7 protein-coding genes and 1 pseudogene are annotated in these 15,511 nt (G+C 62.0%); all 8 read left to right on the top strand.

Going from position 1 to position 15,511, the window contains the following annotated elements; translation table 11 throughout:
• Positions 1-5 precede the first annotated feature (5 nt).
• Positions 6-8,282 (top strand): choice-of-anchor Q domain-containing protein, encoded by an 8,277-nt coding sequence (locus P3T23_RS40075; RefSeq protein WP_429321591.1) that lies wholly within the window; start codon positions 6-8, stop codon positions 8,280-8,282.
• A 10-nt stretch (positions 8,283-8,292) separates the two neighbouring features.
• Entirely contained in the window at positions 8,293-8,793 is a 501-nt protein-coding gene (locus tag P3T23_RS40070; RefSeq protein ID WP_429321590.1) for a hypothetical protein, read from the top strand.
• Positions 8,794-8,835: 42 nt separating this feature from the next.
• Positions 8,836-9,675, top strand: a complete 840-nt coding sequence (locus P3T23_RS40065; RefSeq protein ID WP_429321589.1) for an outer membrane lipoprotein-sorting protein — start codon at positions 8,836-8,838, stop codon at positions 9,673-9,675.
• Between the two features lie 26 nt (positions 9,676-9,701).
• The gene (locus P3T23_RS40060) at positions 9,702-10,526 is read left to right on the top strand and encodes a hypothetical protein (protein ID WP_429321588.1); all 825 of its coding nucleotides are present in this window, start codon (positions 9,702-9,704) and stop codon (positions 10,524-10,526) included.
• Positions 10,527-10,528: 2 nt separating this feature from the next.
• Entirely contained in the window at positions 10,529-12,226 is a 1,698-nt protein-coding gene (locus P3T23_RS40055) for a cytochrome C (protein ID WP_429321587.1), read from the top strand.
• A 516-nt stretch (positions 12,227-12,742) separates the two neighbouring features.
• Entirely contained in the window at positions 12,743-14,128 is a 1,386-nt protein-coding gene (locus P3T23_RS40050; protein WP_429321586.1) for a cytochrome C, read from the top strand.
• A 176-nt stretch (positions 14,129-14,304) separates the two neighbouring features.
• The gene (locus P3T23_RS40045) at positions 14,305-14,976 is read left to right on the top strand and encodes a c-type cytochrome (protein WP_429321585.1); all 672 of its coding nucleotides are present in this window, start codon (positions 14,305-14,307) and stop codon (positions 14,974-14,976) included.
• Positions 14,977-15,041: 65 nt separating this feature from the next.
• Positions 15,042-15,511: pseudogene (locus P3T23_RS40040) on the top strand (c-type cytochrome biogenesis protein CcsB); the annotation flags it as partial.

Below are 15,511 nucleotides of genomic sequence, written 5' to 3'. Positions count from 1 at the left end.
ACGCGATGAGATCCAACAAGTTCAGGGCGACGCTCTTTGACTTGCTCAAGGCAGGTGTCGCGGCGTCCATTCTGCTGACGGCCAGTGGGGTATCTTTCGCTCAGGTCGTCAATCTGACAGCGAAGGCGGGCACTGCCACGTTGCCCGACGGACAGGCTGTGCCGATGTGGGGCTACACCTGTACGTCGGCTGCGGTTGCGCCGGCGACCTGTGCGGCGGCGAATCCGGGCGCCGGAGCGAGCTGGTCGCCTGTGGTGATCACCGTGCCGCCAGGACCGCTGACGATCAACCTCACCAATAGCCTGCCCGGCACCGTGCCGACCTCGCTCGTCGTGGTGGGGCAGTTGGGTGGCGGCCTCGGGACGACGGCGACGAGCATGCCGAGTCCGCCGCATCCCACGCAAACCGCGGTCACCTGGCCGATTGCCACCAGTGCGACCGGTGCGTCGTTCACGCCGCCCGCGCAAGGGCCTCGCGTCCAGTCGTTCTCTACCGAGGTGGCGAACGGCGCGACAACCTCGCTCACCTGGAGCAACCTCAGCCCCGGCACCTATCTGATCGAGTCGGGAACGCATCCGTCGATCCAGGGGCCGATGGGACTATACGGCGTGCTGGTGGTGAAGGCGCCGGTCGGCGGTACTGTGACTTGCCCGGTCGCGTCGCAGGCGTATCAGGCCTATACGAATCCGGCTATCTGCTATGACGCCGACGTACCGCTCGTGCTGAGCGAAATCGATCCCGTGCAAAACACGGCTGTTGCCGCGGCGGTGACGACCACAGGCTTCAGCGAAACCCTGGCGTGGTCAGGTCAGCCCGGCGGCTGCGGTGATTCGAAGTCGACGGCGTTCGGCACCTGCTATCCGCCGACAGTGAACTACGATCCGCGCTACTACCTGATCAACGGCGTCGGCTTCGACCGCACCAATCCCGGCGGGTCTACGTTCGCCGCCACCGCGCCTGTCGCGACGGGCCAGGTGCTCGTGCGTTTCGTGAACGCCGGTCTGCGGATGCACGTTCCGTCGATAGTCGGTACACAAACCGGCAATCCTGCTGTGTCCGGTTTCTCGCTGATCGCCGAAGACGGCAATGTGCTGCCCGGCAGTCCGCGGGTCCAGTCGGAAGTGTTTCTGGCGGCCGGCAAAACCTATGACGTGATGGTCAACGCACCGGCGACTGGCGCAACGGCGCTGCCGGTGTTCGACCGCGAACTGAGCCTGTCGACCAACAATCAACGCGACGGCGGCATGCAGGCTTACATCGCAGTCAATGGCGGCGCGCTGCCGACGGCGGGGGCCGCCAATCAGAATGCGATCGCCAATTCCGCTAGCTACTTCTTTAACCCGGGTACCACGTTGACCGTGTCGGACCCGGCCAAGGGCGTGAAAGCCAGGGACGTGAATGTTTACGGCGTGGAGGTCAAGACAACGACTACCGGCGGCGCGCTGACGCTGAACCCGGACGGCACGTTTGTCTATGTGCCGAATGCGGGTACGACAGCTGACAGCTTCGTGTATCAGGCCAACGGCAATCCCGCGGTATCGGCGACGGTCACGCTGACGGCCTGCAGCGCCGGCAACGGCTGTCTGTCCGGTGCGCCGGTGGCCAGCAATGGCACTTACGTCAGCAACATCGCGTCGCGGCTGCAGATCGGCGCGCCCGGCGTGTTGGCCAATGCCTCGGATCCGAAGGGGCTGCCGCTCACCGCGGCGATTTCCGGTGCTGTGACAGGCGGGACCGTCACGCTGAATCCGGATGGATCGTTTACCGCGATTCCGACGACGCCGCCGGTCGGCAGCACTGCGACTGCCAACATGACGTTCAAATACACGGCAATGAATTCGCAGAACACGTCGAGCGCTGCCGCGACCGTGACGGTGACGTTCAAGGGCGGCAGTGGACTTGTCGTCAAGCCGCTGGATGGGCCGAGCACGGCGCCGGGCAAGACCCCGGTTCAGCTTGCCGACTACCGCTGGATCATCGAGGAAGACCGTACGTTCCAGATCGATCCCGCATGCCAGACAACCGGGACGACGCGTCCGGCTACGTGCCCGCCGCTGCCGGTTCCCAGCCTCGGCGCAAATTTCCACACCAGCTACATGCCGGTGGTGGCCGCAGGCTGTGTCGGCAAGGTCGCCTGCGAGTCGGGGCAAACGGTGTATGACCCGGCGAGCAATTCGCACTTGCCGGCAGTGTGCGATATCGGCAACGGCGTGTGCCGCACGACGGGTTCGCAACAGGTGCCGGTCGATCCGTCTCAGGTGGCGCTCGATCCGACCAGGCACTACTACATCTCGATCCTGCCGGGGGACGCCGGCAACAGCTTTGGGAATGGTGCGGGCTTGCCGCAGCCGGTCAATCCGTCGAACCCAACCGGGCCACAGAGACCGTTCGATATCTCCAGGGACTGCCCATCGGGGCCCGCCGGCGCGGATTTTGCGGCGGGCACCGGTAAGTGCGGTCACACCATGGGTGGCGCCCCGATCGCGCCCGGACAGACCAGCGTCAACGTGATTTTGCAAGAGACGCCGATGGCGACCGCGAAGGTCTCGGTGTTTGTCTTCGAGGACGACGCCCCGTTGAATGGTGAAGTGGACGTCAGTGGCGGCACCGACACTTTCGGCACGGCCCGCGAGCCAGGCCTTGGCGGATTCGAAATCAAGCTCTGGGACGACGCGGGGCAAACCGGCGACCCGACCGGACAGATGAGTTACGACATGTTCAACATGCCGCTGTCCAATTCGTTGCAGGGGACCATCGATCCGGTTACGGGGCTCAATGCCTGCCCGATTTCGACGACGTCGACCGACGGCCTCGTCGGCATGATCCCGACGTGTCCGAAATTCGAGTCGGACGGCAAGACGGTGTCGCCGCTCGTCGGCCAGGCCATCATTGCCAACCTGATGCCAGGCCGGTACGGTGTCGTCGCGACGCCGGCAGCCGACAGAATCGGCAGGGGCGAGGAATGGCTGCAGACGAACACGCTGGACGGACAGAAGGCCCACGACGCTTTCGTCAAGGTGGGCGGTCCGGCGTACTTCCAGGAATTCGGCCCGGCGGGTTTTCACGTTGCCGTCGGCTTTGCCAATCCGAAGATCATCAATGCCCGGCTGCCGATCTTCTGCGCAGGCATTACGTGCAACAACGGGCTCAAGGGCAGGGTGACGAACCTGCACTACAGCCGCCCGCCGAACGAGAACCTCTACGGCGCCGGCTCGCGCACCTCGCTGAGTTTTACGCAGTGCTACGTCAGTGTCGGCGATCCGGACGGCGAAGATATCGCCTTCACGAAGTGCAATGGCGACGGGACGTTCAGCTTCACCGGCCTGCCTTCGGGCACATACAGAATCACGATCTTCGATCAATGGAACGATCAGATCGTGGATGGGCTGGCGACGGCGGTTCAACTGGCGAACGGCCAAACCGTTGATGTCGGGGATCTTTCGGTGCTCCAATGGCATACGAATCTCTACACCCGGAGCTTCATTGACACGACCGGCACCGGCGTCTCGACGCCGGGTTCCCCAGGGCTGCCGCAGCTTGCAACCAATATCCGCTTCCGTGACGGCAGCTATTCGAACTTCAACATTACCGACGGGAACGGCTACGCGACCTTCAACGAAGTGTTCCCGCTATTTAACTGGTACGTCGTCGACACCGACGAGACCCGCTTCAAGCAAACGGGCGTCCACGTGGTCTATGACTCGGGCGGTCCGCCCGACGGCACGCCTGGCGGCGGCAACTCGACCATTGCAGCTAACTACGCCAACACGCTGGAATCCGCGACGGCGCACCTGCCGACGAACCTGCGGGTGCCGGGGGCGGTGTACTGCAACGATGCGGACTGCAACGACCGCTCGGGTACGTCGCCTTCAACCGGCAGAGTCGATCCGCCGTGGGTAACCACGATGGGTTGGCAAGGCTTCTCGGGGCAGAGCTCCTTTATCGAGTTCGGCAAGACTCCGTTTGGCGCGAATGAAAACGGCGGCATCCGCGGCGAAGTCATCTATGCATCGACGCGGCCGTTCGACGATCCGACGCTGCTGCTCCACACGAAGTGGACGCCCGACGTGCCGAACGTCACGGTGAACCTGTATCAGGAGGGCACCGCTGCGGACGGCACCACCAGCCTGACGCTGGTGGACACGACGAAGACAGCCAGCTGGGACGACTGGGCGCAGGGTTTCCGCTCCCCTGGTATTCCGAACATGAACTGTCCGGGGCAGGAGACCACCGACCCGTTCTTCTTCACGCTGAAGGACACTACCCAGTGGCTCGACCCGAATAAGACTCCGTTGCCAGCGCATTCCCAGTTCAAGTGCTACGACGGCATGCACGCGTTCAACCAGCTGCAGCCGGCGCCGTACGACGGGATGTACAGATTCCCCAGCGTGACGGGCAGGAACACGACTACCGGCAAGCCGACAGCGACGAACTGCACGATTTGTGTGGCGAATCCTTCGGGCGACGGTACGCAGATGCTGCCTGCCGGCAAGTATGTGGTCGAAGTGATCGTGCCGCCGGGCTATGAACTGGTGAAGGAGGAAGACAAGAACATCCTGATCGGCGACAACTACATTGCGCCGGTGACGCAGCAGTTCGCCGGGATCGGCGCCATCTTCATCCTGCCCGACCAGGCTGCGGTGAACTCGACCTATAACCAGAACAATGCGCAGAATCCGACGACCAATCTCGGATCGACTACGTTCCCGCGGAACGAGGGCGACACGGGCAGCATCGAAGAGTTCTGGCCTTGCGTCGGTGAGTTGCGCATCGTGCCTGACTACATGAGCATTTTCCCGCTGGTGCAGGAGGTAGCACCGTTCGCGGGCGCCTCGCGGCACCTGTGCGACCGCAAGGAAGTGACAGTGTCGCCCCAGATGACGGCGTTGGCGAAATTCTGGATCTTTAGTTCGACGCACGTCTCCGCGCACTACACCGGCTTCATGCTCGATGACTTCTCGTCGGAGTTCGATCCGTATTCGCCGCAATTCGGCGAAAAGTTCGCGGTGCCGAACGTGCCGATCTCGATGAAGGATTTCGCCGGCAACGAAGTCGCTCGCACGTATTCGGATCAATGGGGCATTTTCAACGGGTTGAACTATTCGACCTGGCAGGTCAACCCGCCCAACCCGACGGGCTATGCGCCGACGATGATGGTCGCCTGCATGAACGATCCGGATATGCCCGATCCGGCGCATCCCGGCAAGACGATTCGCGATCCTCTGTTTAACCCGGCGTACAGCCAGTTCTGTTACGAGATTCCGTTCATGCCTGGACAGACCCAGTACATGGATACGCCAGTGGTGCCGGTCTCGGCCTTCGCGGAGGGCTACAACCAGCCAGACTGCGCGTACCCGGATGCCACTCCGGCGATCTCCAGCGTAACGGGCGACCCGATCAGCGGCGGCGGCACGGGGCCGTGGGTCAGCGGTTTCAACCATACGCTGACAATCAACGCTCTGGGCAACCAGCAGGTGGTGAACCATGCCTACACGGGTCCGGCTGCGACCACAGCGCCGTTCAACCAGAAGTTCCTCACGCGCCACTATGGCTTTGGCAGCGAGCCTTCGGCATGCACCCGGCCAGGCTTCCCGTGCGAGAACGTCACGATCGGCGGCTTGCCTGTAGTCGTGCAGTCGTGGAGCGATACGCAGATCAAGGTCCAGGTGCCTGCCCTGCTCGCCCTGCACTCGAGCTGCACGATCCAGCAGCGCGGTGTGCTGAACCCCGCGTTCTGCGGTGAACTCGTCATCGAGGCGGCCAACGGCAAGCGTTCGATCGACACGGTCACGGTCACGGTCGGCGGCAAGGCGCCCACCTATGTGAATGGCGAGAACGCCACGAGCAACGCGATTCAGACCGCGATCGACACGGCGACCCCGGGCGACATGATCGTCGTCGGTCCGGGCGTCTACAACGAGATGCTGCTGATGTGGAAGCCGGTCCGGTTGCAAGGTGTCGGCGCGACCTCGGTGACCGTCAACGCGAACACCCACCCGTCGGGCAAAATGGACCCGTGGCGCAGGCAGGTTGGCTGTCTCTTCGGCGACGCATTGAACGGCGGGCTGATCTCGGCGAGCAATCCGTACGATCCGACCGGCACGTATTCCTGTTCGACCGCGATGCAGCGCAAGGTGGATGCGATTCCGTTCGAACCCGCTTCCGGATGGGATTTCAACCTCAACGGCAACCTGGCTGAACTGCTGATCGAGCCGACGCTGATGGGCGCGTATGAAGGTGCGGCCATTACCGTGCTCGCCAAGGGCGTGAAGGACGTGACGGTGAACGGCGTGCCGCAACCCGACCCGAACTGCACCGCGAACGGCATTTGCACGCCGCTCACGGGCCCGAGTCTGCTGCAGCCGAACCCGCCGGATTGCACGAACTACCCGAGCAACTTCCTGTGCAATCCGTCGCGTATCGACGGCATGACCTTCACCAACAGCTCGCAAGGCGGCGGAGGGATCTTCCTGCACGGCTGGAATCATTACACGGAGGTCTCGAACAACCGTGTCTTCGCCAATGCAGGGACGCTGACAGGCGGCATCACGGTAGGCCAGGTCGAAACTGCCGATGCGAGCATCGCCGCGAACGGCGTGACACAGTTGCCGTTCCTGCTCAACGAGCATGTGAACGTTCACAACAACGCGGTTACGGCGAATGCTTCGTACGGCGACGAAATCAACTCGACTACGCCTTCGTCAGCAGGCGGCGTGACCTTCTGCAACGGTGCCGACTACTATCACTTCAACTACAACTGGGTCTGCGGCAACATCAGTTCCGGCGACGGCGGCGGTGTCGCGCACTTCGGGTTCAGCTATAACGGCGACATCTCGCACAACTGGGTGTTGTTCAACCAGAGCAACAACCCGACGCTACCCACGTACGGTGGCGGCATCATCGCCCAGGGCGTACCGCCTGACGGCACGTTCTGCGAGAACGCTACGGTGGACACCGATTGCGCGCCTCAGCTTTCGGATGGCGTGGGCCCGAACCTCGTGATCGACGGCAATCTGATTGTCGGCAACACGGCGGAAAGCGGCAAGGGCGGTGGCCTGCGACTGCAGAACGTCAACGGTACCGAGGTGCAACGCAGTCCCAACAACCCGAACGCGTGGTATTCGGTTCGGGTGACCAACAACATCATTGCCAACAACGTGGCCGGCTGGGCGGGAGGCGGTGTCTCGCTGCAGGATGCGGTGGCCGTGAACTTCATCAACAACACGGTTGTCTCCAACGACTCGACGGCATCCGCTGGCGTGCTGTTCAACACGCCCGCGGCCGCGCAGGCCAACGTCGGGCCGCCGAACTGCACGACGGTGGGATCGGAAACGACGTGTTCTCCGATCACAACGTCGACTTTCGAGCCGGCTGGGCTGGAGACCGCGCGCCACACGTCGAATTTCATCGTCGCGTTCACCAATCAGAGTGTGGCGTGTCCGGCCGGGTTGCCCCACTGCACGACGTTCTCGAACCCGGTGCTGACCAATAACGTGTTCTGGCAGAACCGCACGTTCTATATCACGGTGGGAGGAAAGAACCCGAACATCGCGGGCCTGCAGAACGCGGTCACGTTGAACCCGACATTGAATCAGGCAGGGAAGACGACGGGCTACTGCGATCCGAACGCAGTCTATTGGGATGTCGGCGCGTTCGGCGACACCGGAGCCAGCAACCATCAGTCAGGTTTGACGTTGAGCCCGCGGTATTCAATCCTGACCGATGCCGTCGACTACCCGGGGGCGAACAACAGCAATCTGAACCCGGCGGTGGTGCACCAGTACTGCAACGGTGCGCGTGTGCCGCCGGAAGCGGGCGGAATCGGCATCACGGTTCCTCCGGGCATTGCGGATACGGTTCTTCCGAACCCGCTGTTCAGCCTGATGCCGTCGGCGACGCCGGATGAGGGCAACCAGTGGATCAACATGACGTACGGTCCGCTGTCGCTGTTCAACGAAGCGCTCACGTCGGGCATGGCCGGTTATAACGTGGTGCTGGGCAACTACTCGATCACGGCTGCTTCGCCGGCATTCAATCACGGCACGTCAACCGGTGCGCCGAATCATGACATCTTCGGCACGTCGCGGCCGCAGGGTGCCGGATACGACATCGGTGCGGTCGAGGTCGTGCTGCCAGGGGTGTTGGGCGGCACGCCTCCGCCGATCGATCCGCTCGCATTGAACGGCTCGCCGGCGGGTCTGCTCGGCGTGTTCCAGGCAGTGGTGCCAGCAGCGGCGCCGCTGCTGACCCCGGCGCAGACGCATTCTCCGGTCATACGGTGAGGGGGCTGCAATGAAACTTCGGTTTCCTTCGACCAGGCCGGCGGTGCTGTTCACAAGCAGCGTGTGTCTGGCCGCAACCCTGGTTCAAGGGGTTGCGGCCCAGCAGAGCGCCCCGGGAGCGCTCAAGCCCAGGCACTCGCCGTATTTGCCGGTGAGTATGTCGCAGCACGCGAAGAACTACTACGGGATGATGAAGGGCATCGATAACCTGAGCGTGCGCAGCACGGCATCGGGCAATCTGATTCGCTTCAGCTATCGCGTGACGGATCCAGTGGCGGCGCATCTGCTCGGCGAGAAGACCGCGACCGCCTGGCTGTACGGGCACACGAGCCACGCGCTGCTCGAGATTCCGGTGATGGACAAGGTCGGACCGTTGCGCCAGACCGGCCCACTCCAGGCCGGGCAGGAATACTGGATGGTGTTTTCCAACAAGGGCGGTCCGATCAAGGCCGGCGAGCGCGTCGACGTCTTCATCGGTTCGCTTCATGTCGACGGACTGATCGTCGAATGATCGCGATACGGCGATTTTCAACACAAATGGGGGAGATGACTCATGTCTCGATTTCTTTTGAAGGCGATTTCGGCGGCCACCGTGGCCGGTGTTCTGGCATCCGGATCGGTCGCATACGCGGCCTCGGCCGCAGGAACGGCGCAAGCCGCAGCGGCGAGTCATATGAGCGCGGCGCAGATCGTCGAGCGGAACGTCGCGGCGCGCGGCGGGCTTCAGGCGTGGCACGCGGTCAATACGATAACGATGTCGGGGCAGATCGAAGCCGGCGGCACGAAGAACACCAAGCTGCCGTTCACGATGATGATGAAGCGGCCGAACAAGAGCCGCTTCGAGGTTCGCTTCAATCAGCAGACGGCGTTTCAGGTCTACGACGGCGCGCGGGGCTGGAAGGTCAGGCCCTTCCTCGGACGCGACGAAGTCGAACCGTATACCCCTGCGGAGGCTAAATCAGCTGCGGCTTCGGCTGATCTGGACGGTCCGCTGATCGACTATGCGAGCAAGGGCTCACGGGTGGAGGCTCTGGGTATGGAATCAGTAGAAGGGCATCGCGCGTACGTCCTGAAGCTGACGGAGAAAGACAATACCTCACGCCGTATCTGGATCGACGCCAGCAGTTTTCTCGAACTGAAGATCGACGGCGAACCACGCAAGCTCGACGGGCGGATGCACAACGTCGCCATCTTCTATCGCGACTACAAGAAAGAAAACGGGCTCGTCATTCCGCACACGCTGGAGACCGTTGTCACCGGCGTCAAGCCGTCGCACAAGCTGACGATCGACCATGTCACGGTGAATCCGCCGACGGACGACAAGCTGTTTGCGAAACCGCAACTGGCCATGGCCAAAGTGCCGACCCAACAGCCAGTGCCTACGAGTCACTAGCCAACATCCGTGCGGGGTCCACTGCCATGAAACGAATCGCACTGTGGGTGCTCGTCGGCTGCCTGACGGCGGTGATGTACGCGTGCGAGCAGATACCGGAGCACGGTCTGAGCGCGGATCAGATCGTCGAGAAGAACGTCGCCGCGAGGGGTGGGCTCGACGCATGGAGGAAGATCCAGACGATGGCCTGGGTCGGGCATGTGGAAAGTGCAAATGCACCTTCCGAGGAATTGCCGTTCGCCCTCGCGCTGAAACGTCCGAACATGACACGCTTCGAGATCACCGTGCTCAACCGCCGGACTGTCCGGATGTTCAACGGCAAACAAGGCTGGAAGATGAGTCCGAGCGCCACGGGCAGTAGCGAAGCGCGGCCGTATACCATGGACGAACTGAGGTCCGCGCATGACGAGCAGGTCATCGACGGGTTGCTGATCGACCATCAGGCGAAGGGTATCGAAGTCGCACTCGACGGTATCGACAAGATCGACGGACATTCGGCTTACCGCCTCAGCGCGAAGTTGCCTTCCGGTGTCACCCGTCATGTGTGGGTCGACGCGCAGAGCTTTCTTGACGTGAAGTACGACCGCGAGGTGCGGGGCCCTCACGGGCCGGTCACCGTGGAAGTCAAGTACGGCGACTACAAGGACGTCGAGGGTTTGCAGATACCGTTCACGATCGAAAGCGGCGTGGTGGCTGCAGGAAAGAGCGACAAGCTGATCATCGACAAGGTGTCGCTCAATCCGCCGCTGGACGATACGATGTTCATGAGACCCGGCTCGCAGGGCCGGCGCAGTTCGGTGTCGGTCAACGCCGAGGTGTCGCCGCCTACCCTGAGCCGGCCGAGCCCCTAGCCATGGACCGCGCCCGGGTCAGCCGACATGCCATCGCGCGGGTACGATCGCTCGCGGCGCTCGCGCTTGCTCAATGGGTCTTGCTCGCCGCGTTGATTGTGCCGGTGGGCAGGGCGCACTCTGCCCCGTCAACGCCGCCACCGGTCACGACCGTGAGCACGGGGCAGGCGATCTTCCAGAAAGGCGTGCTGGGTTCGGGCGAACCGCTCGAAGCGATGCACGACGGTGGCGTGAACCTGCGAGGCGCCGCCGCGGCGTGCATGAATTGCCATCGGCGCAGCGGCCTCGGCTCCCGGGAGGGGACTAGCAGCATCCCGCCGATCACCGGCCGTTATCTGGTCCATCCACGCGCAGACAGCCCCGACGATCTCGACATACCGTACGTTCCCAGCATGCGCACCAATCGCGAGCCCTACACCGATGCGACAATCGCAAGGGCGATCCGCGAAGGGCTCGATTCGGAAGGCAACCCGCTTAGCGATCTGATGCCGCAGTACGCGCTGAACGACACCGACATGGCAGCGCTGATCGGCTATCTGAAGCGCCTCGATCAACGCAGACCAGCCGGTGTGACGGACACGGTGCTGCACTTCGCGACCATCATCACACCCGATGCGGACCCGGTGAAACGGCGTGGCATGCTCGATGTGCTCAAACAGTACTTCGATGACAAGAACGTGTTTCCGCTGGGCGCGACGCCGCCGCTGCGCTCGTCGCGCAAGATGATGTTCATGGTCAATCGCCGCTGGGAGCTGCATGTGTGGGAGCTGAGCGGCCCGCCGGCATCGTGGCATGAACAGTTGCGGCGCTATCTGGCGGAGCAGCCGGTGTTTGCCGTGCTGTCGGGACTGGGCGGCAGGAACTGGGCGCCAGTCCATGAGTTCTGCGAGCAGGAGGCCGTGCCGTGTCTCTTTCCGAACGTGGAAGTGCCGGTCGAAGCCGACCGCGACTTCTACTCCGTCTATTTCTCGAAGGGCGTGCTGCTCGAGGCGGATCTGATTGCAAAGCGGATTCTCGATGACGCCAGCGGCAAGCCAGGCAAAGCGGCGAAAATGGTCTGGCAAGTCTATCGCGCGGGTGACAATGGCGAGCGGGGTGCAGAGGCGCTGGCTGCCGCGTTGAAGGGCCACGGCATCGCGGTGTCGAACCGCGCGCTCGCGCCGGGTGACAGCGTCGCGCGCGCCATGCATGGAATATCGCGTTCGGACGTGCTCCTGCTGTGGCTGCGTCCGCCCGACGTCGCGGCGCTCGGCCATACACCGCCGCCGTCGGACACTGTGTTCATGTCGGGGCTGCTTGGCGGGCTCGACAGCACGCCGTTGTCAGCGAGCTGGCGCGGCGTCACGCGCGTCGCGTATCCGTTCGACTTGCCGGAGGGACGGCGTGTCCGTGTCGACTATGCGTTCGGCTGGTTCTCGATCCGCAAGATTCCGATGGTCGCCCCGCAGGTGCAGGCGGACACCTATCTCGCGTGCGGCCTGCTGGCGGAGACGCTCAGCCATATGGTCGACGCGTTCGAGAGGGACTACCTGATCGAGCGTATTCAGGACATGCTCGAACGCCGCATCCTGACTGGCTACTATCCGCGCCTGACGCTGGCGCCTGGGCAGCACTTCGCGTCCAAGGGCGGTTATATCGTCCGGTTCGCCGGGCCGGATCCAGTCAGAATCGTGGCCGATGGGGACTGGTTGGTGCCTTGAGGCACGGCGTGGCTCGGCGCGCAAGGGCTCAGGAAACTCCATCGTCATCGCACCGGCATGCTCGGGCGACACCAGCGGCGGTGCACGCCCTCGCTTATCCCCTGGTTTCGATTCACGTGCGCTACCGCTCGCACTGAGCTGCCTGAATTGCCTCGCACGCGGCTCACTTGCGGCGTTCATTCGCAGACTGTCTTCGCATCGCGCGCATGGTTTTTTCGCGCAACGTGTCATGCCATTCGATGTTCCCGACGAGCTGCGGGAAAGCCCATCGGGACACCCCGTCGTCGAGTGCTTCCCCTCTCCCAAATATAGGACATTGACCCATGCCGGCTTTCATCGCCGCTTTGCACAATAGAGATGTGGCAACAGAGGCAAATGCCACATCGGGAATGATCGCAATGGCGGGAGAACGTGTTGCATCCCGCTCATCGCCATCAGGCGCGACACAGGAATGCAGTCTTCAGCTTCTACTGCCGCCGATACGGGCGGCAACCCACGGAGTGGGGGGAAACAGCCATGACAAAGGCTTTTATCAGCAATCCTGCAATTCATCATCTGTTGGGCCTTGGCTGGGCATTCGCGCTCGTGGCGCTTGGTTTGTTCCAGGCTTCCACCGCGCACGCGCTGCCGATATTCGCGCGTCAGACAGGACAGAGCTGCGTGGCTTGTCATGCCGGCGGGCAGTTTCCTGAGCTAACGTCCTATGGCCGGATGTTCAAGCTGAACGGCTATACGTTCGGCGAACGCACTGTTCCGATCGCAGCCATGGCTTTGGCCGATTTCACCAAGACAAGGAACAACCACGACACTAGCGGGAACATCGTCTCTCCCAAAGACGGCAATGTGATATTCGATGCGGCCAGCATTTTTCTTGCCGGGAAGATCACCGACAAGATCGGCGCGTTCGCCCAGTTCACGTACTCGAACTACGATCACCAGGATGGCGACGGCGGGTGGAAAGGTCATTGGGGATCGGACAACACTGACTTCCGTTTTGTGGACCGAATCATAGGAGAGGCGAACGATTTTATTCTTGGCGTAACGCTTCACAATAATCCCACCGTGCAAGACGTCTGGAACACCGCTCCGGCATGGAGCTATCCCTATGTCTCCTCTTCGACCAGTGCAGTGGGGTCCGCTCAGTTCACGCCGATCATCGAAGGGGGGCTGGCGCAACAGGTCGTAGGCACCGGTGCATACGTGTACTGGAACAAGACGATTTACGCGGAACTGACGGCGTACAGTACGGCCGACGGCATCTGGTCGTTCCTGAGCAAGGGCAACAAACCCGGAGACCCGAACCATCCGCAGACTTATCTGCGCGCCTACAACCCATACTTTCGCCTCGCCCTGACCCGCGATTGGGGTCCGCATAGCGTCATGCTGGGAATGTTTGCGTTAAATGTCGACGTCTACCCCAACGACGCAGAGTTCTTTCCGATATTCGGGAGTGGCGTGACCCGTTATCGTGATATTGGCGTGGATGCCCAGTATCAGTACATTCTGGAGCCACACACGATCACTGCACAGGCACGCTATATTCAAGAGAATATCTCCGATCCGAACAATTTTGTTTACGGTGATAGTCAATCTGCCAACCTGAAATCGTTGAGATTGAAAGCGTCGTACATCTACCAGGCCAAGTATGGCGTGAGTCTTTCCTTCTTCAATGTGACGGGCAGCCCGGACAGCGTCGCTTACGCCAGCAGCGCAAACTCTTATCCCAACACGCAAGGATTGACCCCCGAGATATTCTGGATCCCGGTGCAATACGTGCGAATCGGCTTGCAATACACGCATTTCACTCGATATCTGGGTGCCCGGTCAAACTACGACGGCAACGGACGAAATGCTAAGGATAACGATACGCTTTTTATCTACTTATGGGCTGCGTCGTTTTGAGAGTTCTTTCGAACGTTTTCACTTGCCGGGTCGTGGCAATTTCTCCGGGCGGCGTGAACACGCGTATGCGTGAAATATCAGGCAGGCGGAAGGATTGTCACCCGGTGCGCTGCGCCATGGCGTAGAGCGCGGTCGATTCAAAGGACGGCAACGGTAGCGGTCAGGAGGTTCGTAACATGCAAAAGGTCACGCGATTCATCTACCTCGGATTTTTGCTTGCGGGGTCGGCCTGTCACGACATCGAGCGGTCCCGATCGGTCGATAATCCGGCTGTCGCAGGAAAGACAATCGCCTTGCAGGTTTGTTCGAACTGCCATGGCGTGAACGGCGTCTCGGTGTCGCCTACCTTTCCGAAACTGGCGGGGCAACGACAGGAATACCTTGTCGATCAACTGACGGATTTCAAGACGCATGCCCGAACCGACCCGAACGCCAAAAGATTCATGTGGGGCTTTACGCACTTGACCGAGGCGCAGATCGACGATCTTGCTGCGTATTTTTCAAGCCAGCCGGCGGACCTGGGCGAAGCCGGCGATCGCGCGCTCGTGAACGAGGGGAAAGTGATCTTCACATCCGGCCTGCCGGACAAGGGGGTTGCTGCATGCGTGTCATGTCACGGCCAGCACGGCGAGGGGATGAATCGGTTTCCCCGGCTCGCTGGTCAGCACGCGGACTACGTCGAGAAGCAACTGGAGATCTTCCAGCACACCGAAGACAGGCCTCGCGGTGAAGTCATGAAGGCGGTATGCGCCAACATGTCGGAGCGGGATATGCGCGCCGTAGCCGCCTTCGTGGAGGCGTTTCCGCCGGAGGCCGAGGCGGCGGCCAGCCCGCCTGCCGATCAGTGAGCACAGCGACCGCACACAAAGGCAAATAGCGTCCCGGCGGCGCGATCATCGCAACGGTGAATATGATGAAACTGACAGAATCGTCTCTTGATGGCGTCGTGCGGAGCGCGCGCCCAATGCCCCCGCGGAACGCCGTAACGACTCCGGCTCATGCATTGGCGCTTCTCGACGAACGCCCATTTTTGAAGCGCCTCGGCGCGCTCGACTGGCTGTTCGCGCTTGCGATGATTGCCGGTGCGGGTTTTGCGCTTTCGCGCTATCACCCGTACATGAATGATTACGACAAGCTGGTTCTAGTGTGCGCCGTGCCGGTTTTCGTGGTGCTCGGCTGGCGCTGGAAGCCCGCGCGTCTGCTGATCGCGGGTATCGCCGTGCTGTCGCTGTTTGCCATCCAGCTGTATCACGGCGATCTCGCCCGTGCGGATAACGCGTTCTTCCTCAAATATTTCCTGTCGAGCCAGTCGGCGATTCTGTGGATGAGTTCGCTGTTCGTCCTCGCGACGCTCTTCTACTGGATCGGCATGCTGTCGCGCTC

This window comes from Paraburkholderia sp. GAS448 (assembly GCF_050435685.1).
Taxonomy (GTDB): domain Bacteria; phylum Pseudomonadota; class Gammaproteobacteria; order Burkholderiales; family Burkholderiaceae; genus Paraburkholderia.
The sequence above is the reverse complement of the archived record's forward strand: the minus strand, read 5'-3'. Positions and strand labels throughout refer to the sequence as shown.